The following is a 20,366-nucleotide window of genomic DNA, read 5'->3' as shown; positions in this document are numbered from 1 at the left end:
AAAGGAAAAATATCAAAACAGGCAACCCAATGGATTGCCTGTGGAGAGCCAAGCTCGAACAATTAATGGCTGTCTGCCAGCGCTAGCTAATTAGCCCTGAGCGCAAAGCCCGAACGGCGGCCTGAGTGCGATCGCTCGCGCCCAGCTTGTTCAAAATGTTGCGGACGTGGGTTTTGACCGTACCGACGGTGACAAAAAGCTTTTCAGCAATTTGCGCATTGCTACAGCCAGAGACGATGCACTCCAAAATCTCTAGCTCACGCTCGGTCAGTGGGTAAGACTCAATGATCTGCTCATATTCTGGATCTACCGCGCGAATCTCAACGGTGCGGCTGTTAAAGGACTCACCTACCGCAACTGTAGGCTTGACCTGAGAGAGCACCAAGCTAGCAATAGACGGATCAATCCATGAGTTACCGGCATTGGTCTCACGAATGGCCGTGACCAGGTCCTGAGTCTCAATCTCTTTGGTACAGTACGAATCTGCACCAGCGGCAAAGGCTGCAAGCACGGCCTTTTCGCTGTCGTGCATGGTCAGCATCAAAATGCGAGTCTCGCTGTCAGGATTATTTTTCTTGAATCGCTGAATGAGCTCAATGCCGTCAATATCGGGCAGCCCCACATCGACAACGGCAACATCTGGCCGCATTTCCTCTAGCAGTGCAATACCCTTCTCACCATTGCCCGCTTCGCCTAAAAACCTCAGCCCTGCCTGTCGAAAGGCTGCTCTCAAGCCCATCCGGGTCAGGTCATGATCTTCAATCAGTGCAACACTAATTTCTTCGTCAATTTCTGCCATGCCTTTCGTAATGCCTAAAGTCTTGTGAATAAGGTCAGTGTAGCAATCTTCAGTAAGGGGCTACTCAGATTAAGTTGCAGCATATTGGCAACCGGGGCATCTGCCAGCCGAATGACAAAGACCGCTGGCAACTCTTTCTAAAGGTAGAGGCGTCTAGATAGCCAGGGAAAGAAGTTAGCGCAGTCCTAAAGGGAGAGAGGCCCATGAGCCAGTAGCGCGATCGCCCGCCAACAAAGCCTATAAAGCGGCTTGCCAGTCATCTTCGAGCTAGCCTCAGAAGCAGACATATCAGGCATATCAGAGTCTAGAGATTCATAGCTCAGATCAGATGATAAACTGCGCAGGGTCGTGTATCCAAAGAAACAGACGTTCCCAATTCAGAGGATCTATAAATAACTTAATATTCATAGATTAAGTTTTAAGCTTGCATGTGAGGCAACTGGTTTTAGGCAGAGTCGCGATCACTCTTTTGCGCCGATCACTTGCGCCAACGCCGATGACCGCTCAAATGCCTCAATAAAATGTCTAAAATCCTGTATAAATCTACATAGTTAAATCTACATAGTTATAGATAGAGCTGCTTTCACAAAAAGCCATCTGAAACTGCTAATTCCATCTTCTCACCTCTCTTTTTCACTATGAGCAGACTCTCTGCGGTCAGCCTCTCTACGGCTGAGCTAGAGCAATTGTTTGATTTCGTTTCTGACCTGATTTGCGTTTTAGATGCGTCGGGCTGCTGCAGACAGGTCAATCTGGCCTTTCGGCAAACGTTGGGCTACAGCACTGACGACCTCTATGCTCGTCCGCTCACAGCGTTAGTTCATCCGGGTGACCAGGCGAGTCACCAAGCTGAGATAGATCGGCTGCTAGCTGACCAGTCAGATGGGCAGTCAGACGGGCAGTTAACCGGTCGTTACCGCACTCAACCGGGCGACTGGCGATCGCTAACGTGGCAAATCTCAGCGATCAATGGCACTAGAGCGATGGCTGACAATGCCCAGGCCAGCCGAATGCTGTACTGTGTGGCCCGTGATGTGACCCCCGATGAGACGGAGCCCAATCCCGTCAAAAGTAAGGCTGACCTGTTTAATACGACCCTAGAAAGGCAGGTTGAGCAAAGCACTGAGCAGATCAAGACCGCCCGGTATCGCCATCTGGATCTGCTCCAGGCAAAGCGGCAGGCGGACGAACGCATAGAGCAGTCTCAAGCAGAGCTGCAGCTATATGCAAATGCCGTACAGAATATGCAGATAGGGTTTCAAATTTGGCAGTTAGAATCAGCCGATGACGCCCATAGTCTGCGGCTAATCGTGACCAATCCAGCGGCCAGCGAATTGATTGGCGTACCGGTAGAAGATATTGTAGGCAAACCCATCCTGGAGGCTTTCCCAGCGTTCATCGACAGTGAGGTGCCGCAAATCTATGCAGACATGGTTCGCTCCGGGCAGAAGCATAACCTGGGGGAAGTGTCTTACGAAGATGAACGAGTGGAGAAAGGCATCTTTTCGGTGAAGGCATTTCCGCTGCCTGACCGGTGCGTTGGCATCGTTTTTGAAAATATCACGGTGCGTAAGCAGCAGGAAGCCCTGCGTCAGGAGCAACAGACGCAGCTGAGAATTATTTTTGAGCAGGCAGCTGTCGGCATGGCTCGACTCAATAGTGGCGGCCAGTGGATACAGGTCAATCAGCGACTGTGTGACTTGCTCGGCTACAGCATGCCGGAGCTACTACAGACAAACGCTTTTGAGTTAACCCATCCAGACGACGTTAGCATTGCCCAAGCGCACTATCAGCAGCTGATCAACGGGGAGAAACTGCACGCCGGTTTTGAAAAGCGCTATCTGACCAAAGACGGCGAAGTTCTGTGGACACAGGTCACCGCTTCGCCGGTCTGCGACCAGCAGGGTCAGCTGCTTTATTTTATTACCACTATTCAAGGTATTACCCAGCGCAAACAGGCTAACTTGGCTCTGCGATCGCAAAAAAACGACCTGCTCAAAGCCAATCTGCTGCTCACCCGCACCATGGCGGCTCTAGAGCAGCGCAACCAGGAACTCGACCAGTTTACCTACGTCACCTCTCACGATCTCAAAGCGCCGCTGCGAGCGATCGCCAACCTGGCCACCTGGATAGAAGAAGACTTGGGCGATCGCCTCCCACCTGAAAACAAAGAGCAGCTAGATCTGCTCACCAACCGGGTGCATCGGATGGAGGGCCTGATCAACGGGCTCCTGAAGTATTCGCGCATTGGCCGCACCCGTCAGAGTCATGAAGCCGTATCGGTAGATGAGCTGCTCACTGATATTGTCGATTCGATATCGCCGCCAAAGAGTTTTACTGTCGAAGTCTTACCGCCCATGCCAGAGCTAGAGGCCAGGCGCGTACTGCTCATGCAGGTCTTTTCTAACCTGATTAGCAATGCTATCAAGCACCATCATCAGCCGGGCGGGCGCGTGCAGATATCGGCAGCAGATCTGGGCGATTTTTACCAGTTTACGGTTGCCGACGATGGGCCTGGCATCGCGCCTGCCTACCACCACAAAATTTTCGCCATCTTTCAGACGCTAAAACCGCGCGACGATCTAGAGAGTACCGGCATTGGCCTATCGCTCGTGAAAAAGATAGTCACTGCCGAAGGGGGCGAAATCACGCTAGAGTCAGCCGTTGGGGAAGGCGCGACTTTTTGCTTTACCTGGCCCAAAGACCCCCTTACAGCAGTTAAGTAGGAGTTGGAAGTCAGTTTTTGCCCACTCTCTTCAGCTAGAAGCAGACTCTATCGCCAGAGAGTCGGTATTTCGTGTTGAAACCACTAGCATTTAAGCGAGGAGTATACAGGGCAATGCCGGAGATGGTCACCACCAATATATTGTTAGTAGAGGATGACAGAGTAGATGTGATGAATGTCCAGCGCTCTTTCAAAAGAGCGAATATCACCAATCCCATCTTTGTCGCTGGCAATGGATTAGAGGCTTTAGAAATTCTCCGGGGCGAGTCGGAAGCGGTAGAGATGCCTAAATTGCGTCGCCTGATCTTACTAGATTTAAACATGCCGAAAATGGGCGGCATTGAGTTCTTAGAAGAGCTGAGGAAAGATCCCGAGCTGCGGCCTATTCCTGTGATTGTGCTCACCACTTCTGACCAGGAGAGAGATCGCGTCGAAGCTTACAATTTCAACGTAGCGGGCTACATACTCAAACCGGTGACGTTTATTCAGTTTGCAGAAGTGATGGCGGCACTCAATCGCTACTGGACGCTATCTGAGATTCCCTAGCTAGCCCGCTGCCGTTGCAGAAGATCACGGATATCGCTAAATAGGAATGTATCTTAAGAATAGGCATGTTGTGATGAGCTCGTTACTATTGACGCTGTCAAAGCAGCCCGCCTGTCAGGTAATCTTGGTTAAGCTGGTGTAGGCGGCTCTTGAATCTTAATGGTCTAGTCTTAATAGTACTTAAGGTGATAGGACGAGCGGCTCGGTAGTAACTGATGGTTAAGTCTTACCAGTTTTTGGCTGTTAGAGTTTGATATGCGGTTGGCTAAGCTTGATAAAGATGCCTAATCTCTTTGAAAAAACCTTAAATATATTAATTGTGGACGATGATGAAGTTGATCGCATGGCGCTTCAGCGATCGCTCAGCGCCTCCACGCTCAACCTCTCCGTTTCAGAAGCTACGAACGCGGATACAGCGCTAGCAGCGATTGAGAAAACCGACTACAACTGCATCTTTTTGGACTATCACCTGCCCGACAAAAGCGGCCTGGCGCTGGTCAAGCAAATTCGTCACGAGGGTATCCGGGTGCCGCTGATTGTCCTCACCGGCCAAGGCGACGAGCAAACAGCTGTAAGCCTGATGAAAGCCGGTGCCTCTGACTATTTGCCCAAGCGCAAGCTCTCTGCAGAAACCGTTGACCGCTTAGTGCGTAGCGCCATCCTGGTACACCGGGCAGAGCTCAAAATTGAGCAGGTCAATCAGGACCTCAGGGAAAAAAACAGCCTCTTAGAACGGCAAAACTGGGAGCTAGACCGGCAGCGCCGCTACATCTATAAGCAAAACCTGCAGCTACAGGAAGTATCACGGCTCAAGTCAGAATTTTTGGCCACCATGTCTCACGAGCTGAGAACTCCGCTCAATGCCATTATTGGCTTCTCTCAAATCTTACTGAGCAAGTCAAAAGGGCCGCTGACCGGCTACCAGGGGGATATGCTCAGCCGGGTGCTGGCCAACGGTCGCAATCTGCTGGAGCTAATCAACGACATCTTAGCCTTTTCTAAAATTGAAGCGGGCCGCTTAGAGCTAGAGCCTGAGGCTGTAGGATTACCACAGCTGATTGAGGAGACAACAGAGGAGCTGAGATCTCTCGCTGCGCAAAAGAACCTCTGCTTAGAGACCGACATCAGGCTGAGTAATCCGACAGTCGTCAATGACCGGGGGCGCCTGCGGCAGATTTTAGTCAATCTCATTTCAAATGCGATTAAGTTTACCGACCAGGGCCGGGTGCGGGTACAGGCCAAAGAGCTGTCTAGAAATGGCGACCGAGCGGACAAGATAGTGATTTCGGTGACTGACACCGGCTGCGGCATTAGCGAGGCCGACCTAACATATATTTTTGATGCGTTTCACCAAGCCGACCAAAAGGTGACGCGCAAGCACTCCGGAACCGGACTCGGGCTCGCTATCACCTACTCTCTTGTCAAGATCATGCACGGAGAAATTACGGTCAGTAGCCAGCTAGGGCAAGGCTCTACGTTTAGAATAGAGCTGCCTAGAAAAGTAACGCCTCAAGAGGTCAACCAGATCGGCGAGCTGGTTTTCCCAGAGCCTGTCGAATCTGTTGTCAGGCGCAAACTCCCGTAAGCCAGCGATCTTAAGCCCTCCGTTTTAAGGGCTACCCCAGTATTCAGCAGCCAGAAGCACCTTTCTGTCTCCTGCCGCCTACCCCTGATATCCCACATTCACGCCACCGACTGACCTAAGTCAGACCTTGCGAAAGATCAGCCTATGTCCCTGGTTATAAACAAGCGCTACAGAAGTAGTGCTACTCTCCATATAACCAAGTTGGGAAAGTCTTTTGTCAACGCCTTTGGTCAGCAAAATGGGTGTCAACGCTCAGCTTAAAGGGAACTGGCACTGACAGCTCCACATCTATAAACATAGCTGCTAATACGCTTCTATTTAAGTTGTCTTTACTACATGTCTAATAACTCTGTGACGATACTCGCTGTCGATGACGTTCAAGACAATTTGTTTATTTTAGATTCTATTTTGTCAGAAGTAGACGAATACCACCTTGATTGCGTCAATAATGGGAAAGCTGCTCTGAATTACGTGGCAGATAGCCCTCCTGAGCTGATTTTGCTAGACGTGATGATGCCCGGTATCGATGGTTACGAGGTAACCCGGCGCATCCGCCAGGATAAAAAGCTGCCCTACATTCCGATTTTGCTCGTAACGGCTCACGATCAGCCGAGTCTGGCAGATGGCTTGGACTCTGGCGCGGATGACTTTATTCGGAAGCCGTTTGATATTGATGAATTGATGGCCAGGGTGCGATCGCTGCTCCGGCTCAAGCGCAGTATAGATGAGCAGACAGAGATGATTCGCCAGCGAGATGACTTTGTCGCGCGGCTCACGCACGACCTGCGCACGCCCCTGGTCGCTGCCAATAGGGTGCTGTCTCTGTGCCTAGAGGGCATTTTTGGTACGCCACCCGAAGAAATGAAGGAGGCCATCGACAACGTTATTACCAACAACGAAAATCTGCTGCAGATGACCAACACGCTGCTGCAGATCTACCGCCACGAGGCCGGACACAAAAAGCTGGTGCGATCATCCCTTTCTATCTACACGCTCTCTAAAGAAGTCGTCCAAGAGCTCAAGCCTCTGGCCGAAGAGAAAAATCTGACGCTAGAGTTAGAGACTCAGCCGAGCGATGGACAAACCAGCAGCGAATACTATCAGACCGAAGGCGATCGCATTGAGCTAAGACGACTCCTGACCAATCTATTGGGTAACGCGATTAAATTTACCGACACCGGTAGCATATCGGTGCTGCTGTCGGTTAGCCATGAGCCTACTGAAGCAGTGCGATCGCCCGAGGCTATTCACATCGCGGTTAAAGACACGGGTGCCGGTATTGACCCGGAGGCGCAAAGCCAAATTTTTGACTGGTTTTACCAGGGCGACCACATGCGGGCTGGCAGCGGCTTGGGGCTACACCTGTCTAAGCGAATTGCAGAAATGCACGAGGGTACGCTGACGCTAGAGTCTGAAGTTGGAAAGGGCAGCACCTTTACCCTGTCTCTGCCTAAAGTGAGCCGGTAGGCGATCTCAGACAGAGACGCTAGCGGCTATTCAGCCTCAGCAGTCTGCGCCGTTTGGTCAATTGAAAACGCTTCCACCGGAAAAACGCTCACGGCCAGGTTTACCGGGCGCTTTAGCTTATCTTCTAAAAAACGATGGACGCTATCCACATCCGCTGCCGAGATTGAGCCTGCGGGCGCGGCCACTTCGAGCGTCACCATCAGGGATTTTCCGCGCGAGTTTACCTGCAGCCTGCGAATGTCAGTCTCTCTAAAAATATCGTTCTCCTGCCGAATAATACTCCCTACCGACGTTCGTGCCCGCTCTTCTATCACCAAATCTCGCAGCGCCAGCCCCAGCGGAATGCCCAAAAGCGTAATCATCAGCGTCGAGGCCAGCAGTCCTCGCCGGGCTCTTTTCATGGTGCCATAGTCTTGCCAGACAAAAATCAGGCCGCCGCTGAGGATGATGCCAGAAAGGTTGGTCAAAAACAGCAGCGTCGAGCCGATGACGACATCGCGCGAGCCCAAGGCTAGGCCGATGCCAATCACACTCAGCGGCGGCACTAGCGCTACGGCGATCGCCACCCCCGATAGCGCACTGGCCACATCCCGCCGGGTGGTTGCAAAAGCCCCCGCTGCCCCCGCTGCCAGGCCAATCGCCAGATCGATCAAAGTTGGCCTTGTCCGTTCTAAAATTTCTGGATTTAGCGTATTGAGCCCCACCACCACACAGATAAGGTAGGCCGTCAGCACCGTCATCGCCGCGCCGGTTGCCACCGATAGCCCAGATCGCTTCAGCAACCGGCGGTTGCCCATAGTAATGGCAAAAGCCATGCCCGTGATTGGCCCCATCAGCGGCGCGACGATCATCGCCCCGATAATCGCCGCCGTGCTGCCAGCCAGCAGTCCCAGGGCAGAAATCATCCCGGAGAGAAACAGCATGATGTAGTAGTTAAAAGATGGCTCAGCGTTGCGCCACAAATTGCGATTCAGGCTTTTGAGAGGAACCGGATTGTTCGCCATCCAGTGCCAATCACCGCTGTTTACCGCCCATACTCGGTTGGCCTTGCGAGCCGTGCGAACGATTGGACGGTGAATGTGCTGCGGTAGGTAATGACGTAATAGCGCTAAGATCGGCAGCCGCCGGGCCACTGGCCGATCATCCCCTGTGGGCGCTGGCCGTTTAGGCGCTGGCTGCGAGCTACTCTCTTTTTTGGGCATGTTTTCGAGGCATAAGCAAACCCTTTTAGAGCAGGCAGACAACCGGGTGACAGACAACTGTAGTCGATAGCATTATAACCTTCATAGACATAACCTACGATGCGAGAAAAAATATCCTTTGATAGAGTCCTGTTCAGATATTACGACGTAGCATCATAGTTGTAGTATTACTCCTATGGGAGAAAGATTATCATGAGCCTCGAAGACAAAGCAAAAGCAGCGGCTAAAGCTACTGAAGGCAAACTAAAGGAAGCCTACGGCAGAGCGCAAGACAATCCCGAAGCACAGGCTGAAGGTGAAGACGAGCAGATAGAAGCCGCTGCCCTCGTCGACAAAGAAGACGCGAAAACAGATATCAAAGACAACAGCAAATAGTCAGCTTGTAGTCAGGCTGCTCCGGCTATCATCTGTTTGACTATTTTTCAAACAGATTTTAAGATGTAACCTACGGCTGACGAGAAATATCCTTAAGGCAGAGGGAAAGCCGAGAGCCAGCACATAAAATGTAGAAGTCCAAGAATTCAAATAAATGGAGGATATTCATTATGGGTATCGACGATAAAGCTAAAGCTGCTGCTAAAGATGCTGAAGGTAAAGTTCAGGAAGCAGCTGGTAAAGTGACAGACAATAAAGAAGCTCAAGTGAAAGGCAAGGGCAAGCAAGCAGAAGCCTCTGCTACTAACGCTAAAGAAGACATGAAAGACAGCGCCAAAAAAGCCATCGACTAAGCTTTCACCTCGTCTACAAGCTTGAACTATCAAGTTCTCTAATTTCCTAAGAGCGGCCCAGGCACAGTGTGTCTGGGCCATTTTGTGCCCAGTGACTGCTCACTGACTGCTCACTGACTGCTCACAAAAAGGCTGCGTTATCTGCCCTGCAAAAGCGCAGCCGCCGCAGAATCAATCCGAAGAACAACTCCCATTTTTCTGTATTTATGGCTTAGGGAGGAAAGAAAAGCTTGCCGCCTACGGGATACTGTTCCGTGAATGCATCTCTTTGAATACATACCCAATACATAAACTACCGTAAAAAGCTTGTTTAGCAAAGGACACCTGTAACCATGGAAAAGTCAGAAGAGACTCAATCAGATACCTTCGACAGAGGTATTGTTCCGGCCGAGACTGCTGCTCGCAAAAAACGCGAGGGTGCAGACTATAAGCAAACACCCAAAGACACAGAGGGCGACACTGATACAACGGCTGGCTACACCACCAGCAACGAAGGACTCACAAACAATTACGCCATCGAGCCTGAAATGTACATCGATGAGCCCGGCGACTTGAGCGATGAACAGTAAACCTAACTTTGGTGATCGCTTTTTTCTCAAATCGCGCAAATCTGTGCTCGCTTTACCTGTAAGCCCTCAGAACGCACAGTAGTAGTAAAAACTCTGAGCATTTAAACTTGGAAATAACCCATAAAAATGGCTGAAGAGGTTTATCCTTCTTCAGCCATTTTTATGGGTTATTCAGGTTCGGCAAACAGATGGCTGTTTACCTGCTCATATTATTTTTTTACGTCAGGCACGATATCTGGACGCTCTTTGTCTTCCCAGCCTACCGGGCGCTTTGAGTTGTACCAAGCGATTGAGCCAATGGTAGTCGCGGCGATAAAGCCTACAATTGCCACAGTGGTCAGCGACAAAGTATATGGCGCTGATTCCGACATGGCTTCCATTAATATGCTCATTTAAACACCTCATTAAATTGGAATGGACTGATCTTACAAAGTTGGGTCTACAAACAGCATCCCTCTGCCTGTAGATTGATGAGTCCCTCTTCAGGCATACGCTTCACCACTAGCGGCTGAAGTAGGTATTGAAAAAGGCCCTAGCCAAAGACTAGAGCCCTGAATGGTGGAGGCAAAAGAGCAGTTTACTCCATTGCTTATCCACTATAGGTGACGGCTTATGTCGTTACTTTTTGCTTAGACCAAACGCCATTATCGTCTTCGTCGTAACGCTCATGAATGATGTCCCAAGCGGCTTTTTCTGACTCTAGAGAATCTTCATGCTCACGATAAACTTCGTTATATTTTTCGACAAAGTCCTTTTGAGCACTCTCCGAAAGGTGGTTGCGAATCTCGGGCGACAGTCCCTCTACGCCGCTGCAGAGCCCCTCGCAGGCACGAGCCAGCGGTCGATCAACTACATGAATTTCCTGACCGCCCGCGCTTTCTATTAGCAGTTGGTACTCGCCGGTACGGTCAGCCGGCACTTCTGCCATCAGCACAAATTCGCCTGCCTTCAGGCGAGTCTGATAGATGGCTGCTTTCTCCTCTGGCAAGCCGATAGCCATCAAAACAGAAACTAATCCCGCACCCGCACTACCGGCTAGTGCCCCACTCGTTGCACCCAGCAAAATTGCCCCAATTGGCCCAGCGGCTACAATTGGGCCAACGAAAGGAATAAACAATACGCCTACGCCTGACAGCAAGCTCAGCAATGAGCCAAACAGCGAGCCGAAAATAGCACCCGTTCTCAGTCCGCCGAGGATTACGTCCTTCTTCGTCAAAAATCCAGAGATACGAGTCTCACTCTGAAAGTTTTGACCCATGACTGAGATGTGATCTCTCGAAACATCGCGATCTAAAAGACGACGAATCACCCCGTCAATCTGCGCCTGCTCCTTGAAAACAGCAGAAATTGTCTGCTCTGCTTTATATGCTTGTGCCATGCCGGTACCTTTGGTTAATCTGCTCTTGATATCTACAAGGTGCGGCTGTGAGCAGCCGCACCCAAGGGTTGATTTCCTAGACCTAGTTCGTTGCCTAGAAGATATAATTCGATACCTAGACAGCGGCTGGCGTCTTCAAGTCGGTTTCACGCTGGCCAGTCGGTGAGAGGCTAGTGCCTTCGATGAAGGAGCGCAGCATCCAAGCCATTTCTTCATGCTGCTCCATCAGGCCAGTCAAGAAGTCGGCTGTACCTTCGTCATGGTGGTCGTCGCCACACTGATCGATGTGCTCACGCAGATTGCGAATCACCTGTTCGTGGTCGCTGACTAGGCGCTCTACCATTTCTTCGGCAGCGGGCAAGTCACCAGGGTGCTCACGCAGCGTAGCATTTTCTACAAATCCTTTGGCGGTGCCAATGGGGTAGCCGCCCAAGGCTCTGATCCGCTCAGCAATAGCGTCAATGTTTAGGCTGAGAGCCTCGTAGTGCTCTTCCCAGAGTTCGTGCAGGGTTCTGAACTGTGGCCCGACAACGTCCCAATGGTACTTTTTCGTCTTGATGATGAGCAGGTAGGAGTCGGCTAAGTCTTTGTTCAGTAGATCGACGACGCCCTGTCTTTGCTCTTCGCTCAAACCAATGCTGATAGGTTTCATATATATTGTTCTCTCCGTCCTTTACTTCTTCTATTTCATCAGATTTTGGCGGGTTGAGCGTCTCTCTAAAGAAGAGGCCTGAGCATGGGGAGGGATACCTTGAGATAGATATATTAAGAATTTAGAAGCCCCACAGCGCAGCTATGGCTGCTCGGCGGACGGCTGAAGATGGCTTAGCTCAAGAATTCTATCGTAGTCGAAGGTATTGGCCAGGGTCTCTAGCGCGACTATCAGGCGAGTGTGCTGTGTAGGAATTGTCTGGACGAGCTGCTTGAGGCGATCGCTCAGGTTGCCGAGGCTAAGCTGATCTACCGCCAGGAATTAAACTGTCAGACGCGCCAGGGTGAGCACCGCACCGTCCTCGTCTCAATGGCAACTAGCAACGCTGAACGTCTGTTTCGCTTGGCCGATGACATTTCAATTAGAGAGTATTTTTGAGAGATTTCAACAAGTTGACGCTTCCGACTCTCGCAAAATCCGACTCTCGAAAAAAAGGATAGAGCTAGCCATTTGTCGGCAGATGATTCAACAGCACCAGGAACAAATCTGGGCAGAGAGAACCCTTCAGTAGGCTCTAGATCTCGCCGCCATGCAGCAGCCCGATCTGATCCTGCTCGATATAATGCCAGATATGGACAGTCGCGCTACCCTAAGAAAGATTGAAGGACAATCCACAGACTCAGCCCGTCATTTTGGTGACGGCCAAAGTACAGCCCTCGCTCAGACCGGCATCGACCCCGACCAGGTCGTGACTGTATATGCCAAGCCCTTTCGCCCACTGACGCTAGCTGATCAAATCCGCGCTATCCTGTCCTGGTCATAGGCGAATAGGCAGCCAACAGGAGACTCCATCTATGCCTCAAGAGACTTCTCAAAAGACTGGCAAAAACATTTTCGAACTAGAGGGGCCACCTGGCAACTCGATGGTGGGCAATCTGGGTGAGCTAGGGGAAGACCCACTGGGATTTTTGGTGAGATGCGATCGCGACTATGGCGACATTGTCCCCCTCAGGCTCGGTCTCACACCCGCCTGCCTGGTCACCCACCCAGATCTCATTGAGCAGGTCTTGAAAGGCAGAGAATCTTTCGTCAAAAGCCGTGGCTTCCGGGCGTTACATATGCTTTTAGGCAAAGGCTTACTCACCAACGAGGGAGATTCCTGGTTTCGGCAACGCCGCCTGATTCAGCCCGTTTTTCACCGCAGGCGCATCGAAGGCTATGGCCAGATCATGGTGGACTACACCGAGCAAATGCTGGCTACCTGGGAACCTGACCAATCCCGAGACATTCACCTCGATATGATGCGGCTAACGCTCAATATCGTCATGAAAGCAATCTTCAATCAGGACGTGTCTACCGGCGAAGCAGAGACCGTCGCGCACGCGCTTGATTGTTGCTATGAACTGGTTTGACAGCAAGCGTCGTCAAAACTTTCTGATTTGGGAATGGTTTCCCCGACCCGAAAACATTCGCTACCGTAACGCCATCAGCGCTATGGATGACACCATTTACAAGATTATTCGCCAGCGCCGCGAAAGTGGTGAAGATCCCGGTGATCTGCTTTCGATGATGATGGCAGCTCGCGACGAAGACGACGGCAGCGGCATGAGCGATCAGCAGCTCCGCGATGAGATTGCTACCCTAATGCTCGCTGGCCACGAGACAACCGCTAATGCCCTCTCCTGGACATGGATGCTCCTCGCTCAAAATCCTGACGCCGAGGTCAAACTACACGAAGAACTTCAGCAGGTACTTCAAGGCCGCTCGCCCACTATTGAAGATCTGCCGCAGCTACGGTATGCCAGCGCCGTCATCACAGAATCTATGCGGCTATATCCACCCGTCTCGCTGGTCGGTCGAGAAGCCGTCGAAGATGTTGAAGTGGGAGACTATTTTATTCCAGAAGGCTGCGTGGTTATGCTCAGCCAGTGGGTTATGCACCACAGCCCGAAATACTTTGACGCTGCCGACGCTTTTCAGCCCGAACGCTGGCTCGGTGACTTAGAAAAACAGCTACCCAGGGGGGTCTATTTCCCTTTTGGTGACGGCCCGCGCATCTGCATCGGCAAAGGCTTTGCCCTGATGGAAGCGGTTTTGATTTTAGCCACGGTGGCGCAACAGTATCAGATGAAGCTGGTACCGGAGCATAAAATCATTCCCCAGCCTTCTATCACATTGCGGCCAGAACACGGTATTCAAGTAACCTTGAACAGGCGTTAGTCCGGTAAGCGCTAGCAGGAGGCAAATTTTGCAAGAGAAATATTTGTCAGACAACTATTTGACTAAACAACAATCTTCTCCGGGCTATTCTTCAGGCAGACTTGTCTTTGTTTTGAAAAATGGTTCGCAGCATCCACTGAGTAGCTTTAGGAAACACTGCGTTCATTCCGCCCATCAGCTTTGCACTACCCGGTAAGCGCTCACTCTCTTGGTTTGTCAACGCTTGCCAAACTGCCTCGGCAACATCTTCGGGCTTTTCAATAAATGGCATGGCCAACGTTTGGTTTAGCTGCTCACGGCGGGCTGTTTTATCTTCTGAAGTTTTACCCCGCATGACAGCTTTTTCTGGAAAACCTGTGCGAATAATGTTGGGATAGATGGCGCAGACATGAATTCCCTTAGGGGCAAGCTCGGCGCTTAGTGACTGACTGAGGCCAGCGATCGCATGTTTACTGGTCGTGTAAGGCACTAAATATGGCATCGGCACTTTGCCCGCAATTGAGCAAATATTCACAATTGCCCCCGACTGCTGGGCCACCATGTGAGGCAGCACCGCATGAATCATGTGGATATAGCCCCACAGGTTAGTGTCAATCACCTGATGCCAGTCTTCCAGGCTAAATTCTTCTGCGGGGCCAGAACTGTAAATGCCCGCGTTGTTAACCAGTAGATCGATCTGGCCAAATTCTGCCAGCACCTGCTCCACCGCCTGCTGCACCTGCTGCGGATCGCGAACATCTGTCGGTATCGGCATCACTGGCGTTGCCAATCGGGTTTTTAGCTCGCTGGCGGTAGCGACTAACTTCTCGGGCGTGCGAGCTGCGATCGCAATGCCGTCATACTCTTCTTGAATCAGCCGCTCAGCGATCGCCTTCCCAATACCTTCCGATCCGCCTGTCACCAACGCAATTTTCATAATTCACCCAAACAAGTTCGCAATGTTGTAAAACCGACGAACCTGTCGCCAGCTATGTCTACGTAAATGGTGGGTGATCAAGCGAACAAAATCTTCTGACTGCGGTAAGAAATAGCCGCCGCCGACAGCATTAGAATCGACTGACCTGGCGTAGGCAATTTTTAGCAATCAGCAAGCAATCAACAAGTACTTAAATGGCTCTGGCGGGATTTGAACCTGCGACCTTGGGCTTATGAGTCCCCTGCTCTAACCACTGAGCTACAGAGCCTTGAAACGCTGCATCGGCATCTTGAAAATTGCAGCCCAATAAATGTAACACGAAATCAATTGTCTTCAAAAAGAAGACTTTCTCAGCGACTATTCAGACATTGGCCTGATCATAAAAAGCTGCTAACCGGCAGTAATCAAGCAAAAGCACCCGAGGTTAGGTGCTTTTACTCATACAGCGTCTAGTTAGCAGCGATCGCTCACATGAGCTGAGATTTAGATCTAGCGACCGGGCAAATAGGCCACCGGATTAACAGCGCCCTGACCGTTAAGATGCACTTCAAAGTGCAGGTGAGGCCCCGTACTATAGCCGGTGCTACCCATCTCAGCAATTTGCTGACCCTGTCTGACACTTTGGCCCGAGCTCACGTTCAGCCGATTGTTGTGCGCGTAGCGAGTCATGCTGCCATCTGGGTGACGAATCTCAACAAGATTGCCATAGCCGCCAGAGTTCCAGCCTGCCTGCTGAACGACACCTGCACCTGCCGCGACAATCGGTGTACCGACAGGTCCGGCGACATCGACACCCCGGTGCATGCGACCCCAGCGCCAGCCATAACCTGAGGTAACCGTTCCCTGAGTTGGCCAAATGTAGCCATTAAAATAGTCAGGCGCTTCAGGCAAATACTCGCCTTCTGCCGGCAAAATCGGCATGCCTGGCGAGACTACCTGACCAGCACTAGAGCGCTGTGCCGGAATATAAGCATCCGGGCTGAGGGGCGCAGCTGCCAATAGGTCAGCGTCTATTTCAGTGGGGGGCGCTGCTGGCGCTAAGGCCACTCGTGGCGATGAGGTCTCTCTAGCGGCGTCAGCCACAGGAGCTACAGATGGCCGTTCCGCTGCGATTTCAGTTGTCTCTGCCTCTGAAGTGGCCACTGACTGAACGCGAATCTTTTGAACTTCTTCTAGCAGATTGGCTACATAAGGATCTACAGCCATTGTGCCTGAGCGATCAGCCGCTAGCAGGTCAGCTTCAGTAGAGAGCTCGCCGCCTACGCTAACTGGCTCCTCGGGCGATGCGCTGCGTAAGTTTTCTAAAAGCCCAGCACTATCCGGGGAAGTGGCGGTGCTGCGCAAATGAGCCAGTCGCTGATCGCGATGCGACTGCTGCTGCAAACTATCAGCGCTACCGGCAGAGGTGTCTACTTTCTTAGTCGAACTTGGCGCTGTCTCCGTAGGGACTACCAGCGTAGCGCCTGCCAAAATAACGTTAGGGTCGTTCAGCCCATTAGCGCGAATGAGTTCGTCTGAGGTGGTCTCTAAGTCAGCGGCGATGCTGCCCAGGGTATCGCCCGACTGAACCTGATACTGGCTGAATGTAGGCGATGCTGAGCGCGCGGTAACTACTGGAGGAACCGACGCTGTAGCTGCGCTCTCTATGGAAGCATCTGCTATGGAAGCATCTGCAATTTCAATCGCCATTGTTGGCGCGCTGGCGGTCACTTCAGACGGGGCGCTGGGTGCTCCGTTGACAGCAGCTTGGCTGCTCTCTGCCGTTGGCGTTACAGATTCACCAGCGGATTGAGCCGAGAGCAGCGGATCGGAAACTTGGACAGCCTGCTCGTCAGCAGTGATACCCGCAATTAGCTGAGCTGACTGGGACTGAGCGGGGGCAACGGCCTCGCTGCTGTCTGCGCTATCTGGAACCTTCAATACCTGACCCACTCGGATAGAGGTCTCTGGTGCTAGTGCATTAGCAGTCTTCAGGTCGCGGAGCCCGACTTGGTGCTGCTGGGCAATCTGCCACAGGCTCTCACCTGACGCTACGGTGTGGTAGCCCGTGATTGGCTGTGGTATCGCCGTCGCAGCGGCGGTTTCAGCTGATGCAGCCGCTGAAACTTGGGAATCACTTGAAAAAACCTCAGTGGTAGCAGAAGGGGTAGGGGCGGAGACTGCAGCGGCAGCGTCTGCTTGAGAGACAAAGGCCCCAGATGCCCCTACTGAAAGTGCGATACCCAACATGGCAGCCGACTTAACTCGATTGCTGCTAGAGGGACTACCCTCACCAACTGCTGGAATACATGAATGACTTGAATCAGACATAGGTTCCTGTGAAATTTCTTTTTTCAAGGAATTACCTCCTAATGATCAGCGTTTAACCGTTAGTACCAAATCGTCGTAACAGATGTTCGATTGGCCATCCAACAATCTTCGATAACAGCATTGCTGCTCTTGCTAGCGCTAAGAACATCCGGGTTCGACCGTGGGATCAGCTTACCCGTTATGTACTCAATGCCAGTCAACAAACTAGTCGCTTGTCTGACCTTAGGCAAGTTTACACGACTTAACCCTAATTTCAATCCTTACTTCTTTGACCCTGCTTTGACCGGTTCTAGATACTCGGAGCGCTATATTCCTGAAACTTCATCCGTATTCTTACGGATTTAAGTGTGCGTCTGGGCGATCGCCTACAAATCGGAAGCGCTTGTAATGGTTAGGTTTTTGGCGAATTGGTCACGAGCCAATCGTTTTTTTGGCACACTCCGAATCAGGCGACCTTTGGAATGCCGTGTGTAATCTTGAAAATTTGGGTAGTGACCTGTCAGCGTCGCCTGCAACCCTTATGGAAAGAGGGATTTAGCAAATTACCGTAAAAACCACAGGAAATCGCTGTTGCTTAACGACGAGTAATCAACAAAGCCGTAGATGATATGAAATACTTATTCAATAAAGTCCAATCTTGACAGTAAATTCATTCGATTTCAAGATTTCTTGATGAGTGGCATCTACCATGCGGAGGATTTTGTCAGATCAAAGTGACAAAATGCAACCTGACAATTGCTACTACGGAGCCCAACTTCTGTATTTTGACCGATGCGCTAGCGGCAAGTCCTTTTCGGAAGTGACCGCTTAGAAGCAGCGCTCTGAGGCAGCGCTCTGGGGCAGGCGAAGACGATGGGAAAAATTTTGCCCCCAAACATAGAGCATTCATCAGCATTGTGCAGACTGCTAATTAGAAATCTCTATCTATATATATGCAATTTATAGATAGACGACCGCTCCACCTCTCACAGTCGGCTATCGGTAGGGATACCTTTCATGAGCCGCCTTAGCTACCGGTCTGACGCAGAGCTTCAAAAAGACCGACAGCCGCGCTCACCGAAAGATTTAGGCTGCGGACATGCTGCTTATTCATCGGAATGGTCGTCAGCCAATCGCAGCGTTCGACAGCAGCAGGCGGTAGGCCCTGGCTTTCGCAGCCAAACAGCAGCCAGTCATCGGCCCGGTACGTGAGATGGGTATAGCTATGGGTGCCCCGGGCGCTGAAGCCAATTAGCCTACCGCCTTCGGTTTGGGCATGTTGCCAAAAATCTGCGAGCGAATCATGCAGATGCAGATCGACATAGGGCCAGTAGTCCAGGCCAGCGCGCTTGAGATAGCGATCGCTCAGCTCAAATCCCAGCGGCCTCACCAGATGGAGCGGCGTCCCGGTAGCCGCGCAGGTGCGGGCAATATTGCCCGTATTGGGCGGAATCTCAGGCTCAACGAGGACAACTTGCGGCATAGACCAGCAATAGATACTGAAAAACGACTAAGTGGGGCAATCTGACATAGTCCGGGATGAGACTAAGCGGCCACCGGCTGACAAATATCTTGAGCGAGCTGGCTTTCCTGCTGCTGCATATTGGCGATCGCCTGCTGAATCACCTCAGTTGGATTCGTCTGTTCGGCCTGAGCAAGCCATTGCTGAGCCTGGTTGCCATTTTTCAAAATTTGCTTAACTGGCGTCAAAAAACAGCTAATACCAGAGCGGTGGGCCACCGGATGCACTTCACTATAGATCTGGCTAATCCAGTCGCGGGCAATGATCGGCTGACCTGTCTGCCAGTGCCGCAGCGTTGCATCAAGGCTGTTTTTAGCAGCGGCCTGCTCGTTTTCTAGGGTAATCGCCAGCAGATCTTCGCTGCGGGTATGGGCGCTGAGCTGACTGCTCTCTAGCGGATCGAGTTCGGGAGAGGCTAGTAGCTGCTGCATTCGCGCTTCTAGTAGAGCGGTTACCGCTAGCAGATGCAGCGGGTCAGTTACCAGATCGCAGATTCTTAGTTCCAGGCGGTTGAGATTGTAAGGGCGGCGATCGCCATTCGGCCTTACCGCACTCCACAAGTGACGCACGCTTTGCATCGTACCTGCCGCGAGCTGCGCTTCTACCCAGCAAATATGGTGCAGGTGACTTTCAAACAGCGGCACATGGGCAGGCGTTTGCGGAAACAGGTGCCAGCGAGTGGAGTGAAAGCCCGTGATCTTGCCATCAAAGAAGGGCGAAGACGCGGTCAGCGCTAAGAACAACGGCGCTTCTACCCGAATCAGACGGCAGGCGCGCATCAGCTGCTCTGGATCTGACAGACCCACGTTGATGTGGATGCTGGCGGTGACCACGTCGGTGCCGTAGGTTTCTTCTATATAAGTGTGATACGGATTTTTCGGATCTGAGCGGTGAAAAACATCGGCTCCTCCGAGCGGCAACGTGCTGCCTGGAATGATCGTATAGTCGCCCAGCGTCTTCAGGTAGTTTCTCAGCCGCACCCGAGGCTTGACCAGCTCGCACAGTAAATGCTCATACCGGCAAAAGGGCGCGGTCGTGTACTCCACATTGCGCGCATCGGGCTCGCGGACAAATCCCTCTAGCTCAGCCACGATTTTGTCCGAAAACCCAACGACCTCTCCGGCGGGCGTACCGGTGTACATTTCGACTTCAAAACCTTTGGATAGCAGCACAGTAGTTAGAGTCCTTATGTGAAATCAGCGCTTCATCTACAGGAGAAAATTATCAGATCTTCTCCTTATATATAGGGGCATTTAAAACTGTGTCAAAAATGACGGTTCAAAAGGCCCAATGAAAAGGCCGTATCAATGGCTGGTCACTGACGCATCAACCCGCCAAAGCAGTATAAAGCGTCAATGTCTCAACCCATCTGTGTCTGTGGTGTAGCCTTAAATACTCTTTTGACGCTCCATTGATACAAAACACGGCTACGCCCAGAGGCGTCAAGATCTCTGAAGTGCAGCCGTTTTGAGTATTTTGCATGAAATCAATGCGGATGAAAGGACTTGAACCTTCACGTCACGAGGACACTAGAACCTAAATCTAGCGCGTCTACCAATTCCGCCACATCCGCGTCGGGTAATAATAGTAGCAATAAATGTGTGGCAGATGTAAGGTTGATCCAAGGATTCGCCAGCGGACTGCGCTGAAAGGTAGAGTAAGGGCTAATTGGCGGTAAATTTGCCTGAGCATTGCCGCCGGTCATCACAGGCGATGACTGCGCAGAGCGCTTATGATGAAGGAAATGAAGGAAGGCTACGGGTATCTC

The 20,366-nt window shown here is 51.5% G+C and carries 20 protein-coding genes and 2 tRNA genes; 11 read left to right on the top strand and 11 right to left on the bottom strand.

What is annotated here, in order from left to right:
• Nucleotides 1-82 precede the first annotated feature (82 nt).
• Nucleotides 83-799 (bottom strand): response regulator transcription factor, encoded by a 717-nt coding sequence (locus CKL79_RS04975; protein WP_121968481.1) that lies wholly within the window; start codon nt 797-799, stop codon nt 83-85.
• Between the two features lie 638 nt (nt 800-1,437).
• Here CKL79_RS04975 and CKL79_RS04970 point away from each other — a divergent pair.
• The 4 genes from CKL79_RS04970 (at nt 1,438) to CKL79_RS04955 (ending at nt 7,122) form a co-directional block, all read left to right on the top strand.
• Nucleotides 1,438-3,525 (top strand): PAS domain S-box protein, encoded by a 2,088-nt coding sequence (locus tag CKL79_RS04970; protein ID WP_121968480.1) that lies wholly within the window; start codon nt 1,438-1,440, stop codon nt 3,523-3,525.
• A gap of 113 nt (nt 3,526-3,638) precedes the next feature.
• Nucleotides 3,639-4,070: a response regulator gene (locus CKL79_RS04965; protein ID WP_121968479.1), complete on the top strand. Its 432-nt coding sequence runs from the start codon at nt 3,639-3,641 to the stop codon at nt 4,068-4,070.
• A gap of 280 nt (nt 4,071-4,350) precedes the next feature.
• On the top strand, nt 4,351-5,655 hold the full coding sequence (locus CKL79_RS04960; protein WP_121968478.1) for a hybrid sensor histidine kinase/response regulator: 1,305 nt from the start codon (nt 4,351-4,353) through the stop codon (nt 5,653-5,655).
• Nucleotides 5,656-5,991: 336 nt separating this feature from the next.
• The gene (locus CKL79_RS04955) at nt 5,992-7,122 is read left to right on the top strand and encodes a hybrid sensor histidine kinase/response regulator (protein WP_121968477.1); all 1,131 of its coding nucleotides are present in this window, start codon (nt 5,992-5,994) and stop codon (nt 7,120-7,122) included.
• Nucleotides 7,123-7,148: 26 nt separating this feature from the next.
• On the opposite strand, the gene CKL79_RS04950 is transcribed toward CKL79_RS04955, so the two are convergent.
• Nucleotides 7,149-8,324 (bottom strand): DUF389 domain-containing protein, encoded by a 1,176-nt coding sequence (locus CKL79_RS04950; RefSeq protein WP_121968476.1) that lies wholly within the window; start codon nt 8,322-8,324, stop codon nt 7,149-7,151.
• Nucleotides 8,325-8,516: 192 nt separating this feature from the next.
• Here CKL79_RS04950 and CKL79_RS04945 point away from each other — a divergent pair, with 192 nt between their 5' ends.
• The 3 genes from CKL79_RS04945 to CKL79_RS04935 all read left to right on the top strand — a co-directional run bounded on the left by CKL79_RS04945 (nt 8,517) and on the right by CKL79_RS04935 (nt 9,621).
• A complete protein-coding gene (locus CKL79_RS04945; protein WP_121968475.1) occupies nt 8,517-8,699 on the top strand; it encodes a CsbD family protein in 183 nt (60 codons plus the stop codon).
• A gap of 170 nt (nt 8,700-8,869) precedes the next feature.
• Complete coding sequence (locus tag CKL79_RS04940) at nt 8,870-9,052, top strand: CsbD family protein (protein WP_121968474.1); 183 nt, start codon at nt 8,870-8,872, stop codon at nt 9,050-9,052.
• Nucleotides 9,053-9,384: 332 nt separating this feature from the next.
• On the top strand, nt 9,385-9,621 hold the full coding sequence (locus CKL79_RS04935) for a hypothetical protein (RefSeq protein ID WP_205878999.1): 237 nt from the start codon (nt 9,385-9,387) through the stop codon (nt 9,619-9,621).
• A gap of 209 nt (nt 9,622-9,830) precedes the next feature.
• On the opposite strand, the gene CKL79_RS23760 is transcribed toward CKL79_RS04935, so the two are convergent.
• The 3 genes from CKL79_RS23760 to CKL79_RS04920 all read right to left on the bottom strand — a co-directional run bounded on the left by CKL79_RS23760 (nt 9,831) and on the right by CKL79_RS04920 (nt 11,651).
• Nucleotides 9,831-10,013, bottom strand: a complete 183-nt coding sequence (locus tag CKL79_RS23760; RefSeq protein ID WP_121968473.1) for a hypothetical protein — start codon at nt 10,011-10,013, stop codon at nt 9,831-9,833.
• Between the two features lie 218 nt (nt 10,014-10,231).
• Nucleotides 10,232-10,999 (bottom strand): ChaB family protein, encoded by a 768-nt coding sequence (locus CKL79_RS04925; RefSeq protein WP_121968472.1) that lies wholly within the window; start codon nt 10,997-10,999, stop codon nt 10,232-10,234.
• Between the two features lie 115 nt (nt 11,000-11,114).
• Nucleotides 11,115-11,651 carry a Dps family protein gene (locus CKL79_RS04920; RefSeq protein WP_121968471.1) on the bottom strand — a complete coding sequence of 179 codons (537 nt, stop codon included), beginning with the start codon at nt 11,649-11,651 and terminating at the stop codon, nt 11,115-11,117.
• Nucleotides 11,652-11,891: 240 nt separating this feature from the next.
• Here CKL79_RS04920 and CKL79_RS04915 point away from each other — a divergent pair, with 240 nt between their 5' ends.
• From CKL79_RS04915 to CKL79_RS24145, 4 genes are all read left to right on the top strand, one after another.
• Entirely contained in the window at nt 11,892-12,089 is a 198-nt protein-coding gene (locus CKL79_RS04915; protein WP_121968470.1) for a hypothetical protein, read from the top strand.
• A gap of 151 nt (nt 12,090-12,240) precedes the next feature.
• Nucleotides 12,241-12,474 (top strand): response regulator transcription factor, encoded by a 234-nt coding sequence (locus CKL79_RS04910; RefSeq protein WP_121968469.1) that lies wholly within the window; start codon nt 12,241-12,243, stop codon nt 12,472-12,474.
• A gap of 31 nt (nt 12,475-12,505) precedes the next feature.
• Nucleotides 12,506-13,063 carry a cytochrome P450 gene (locus CKL79_RS24150; protein WP_205878998.1) on the top strand — a complete coding sequence of 186 codons (558 nt, stop codon included), beginning with the start codon at nt 12,506-12,508 and terminating at the stop codon, nt 13,061-13,063.
• Nucleotides 13,050-13,871, top strand: coding sequence for a cytochrome P450 (locus CKL79_RS24145; RefSeq protein WP_205878997.1), 822 nt, complete (start codon nt 13,050-13,052; stop codon nt 13,869-13,871). Before CKL79_RS24150 ends, CKL79_RS24145 begins: the two co-directional genes overlap by 14 nt.
• 91 nt (nt 13,872-13,962) lie before the next feature.
• Here CKL79_RS24145 and CKL79_RS04900 read toward each other — a convergent pair whose 3' ends face one another.
• The 6 genes from CKL79_RS04900 to CKL79_RS04875 form a co-directional block, all read right to left on the bottom strand.
• Complete coding sequence (locus CKL79_RS04900; protein WP_121968468.1) at nt 13,963-14,787, bottom strand: SDR family oxidoreductase; 825 nt, start codon at nt 14,785-14,787, stop codon at nt 13,963-13,965.
• Nucleotides 14,788-14,982: 195 nt separating this feature from the next.
• Nucleotides 14,983-15,055 (bottom strand) — tRNA-Met (locus CKL79_RS04895).
• 221 nt (nt 15,056-15,276) lie between these two features.
• Complete coding sequence (locus tag CKL79_RS04890) at nt 15,277-17,097, bottom strand: peptidoglycan DD-metalloendopeptidase family protein (protein WP_141242153.1); 1,821 nt, start codon at nt 17,095-17,097, stop codon at nt 15,277-15,279.
• A gap of 1,006 nt (nt 17,098-18,103) precedes the next feature.
• A complete protein-coding gene (locus CKL79_RS04885) occupies nt 18,104-18,559 on the bottom strand; it encodes a tRNA (cytidine(34)-2'-O)-methyltransferase (protein ID WP_121968466.1) in 456 nt (151 codons plus the stop codon).
• 62 nt (nt 18,560-18,621) lie between these two features.
• Nucleotides 18,622-19,770, bottom strand: coding sequence for a glutamate--cysteine ligase (gene gshA, locus CKL79_RS04880; protein ID WP_121968465.1), 1,149 nt, complete (start codon nt 19,768-19,770; stop codon nt 18,622-18,624).
• A gap of 318 nt (nt 19,771-20,088) precedes the next feature.
• Nucleotides 20,089-20,171 (bottom strand) — tRNA-Leu (locus tag CKL79_RS04875).
• Nucleotides 20,172-20,366: the final 195 nt, after the last annotated feature.

Origin of the sequence: Leptolyngbya sp. BC1307, from assembly GCF_002286735.1 — a bacterium.
In the GTDB taxonomy this organism is placed as follows: Bacteria; Cyanobacteriota; Cyanobacteriia; order Phormidesmidales; family Phormidesmidaceae; genus Phormidesmis.
This window is presented reverse-complemented; position numbering and strand designations above follow the sequence as displayed.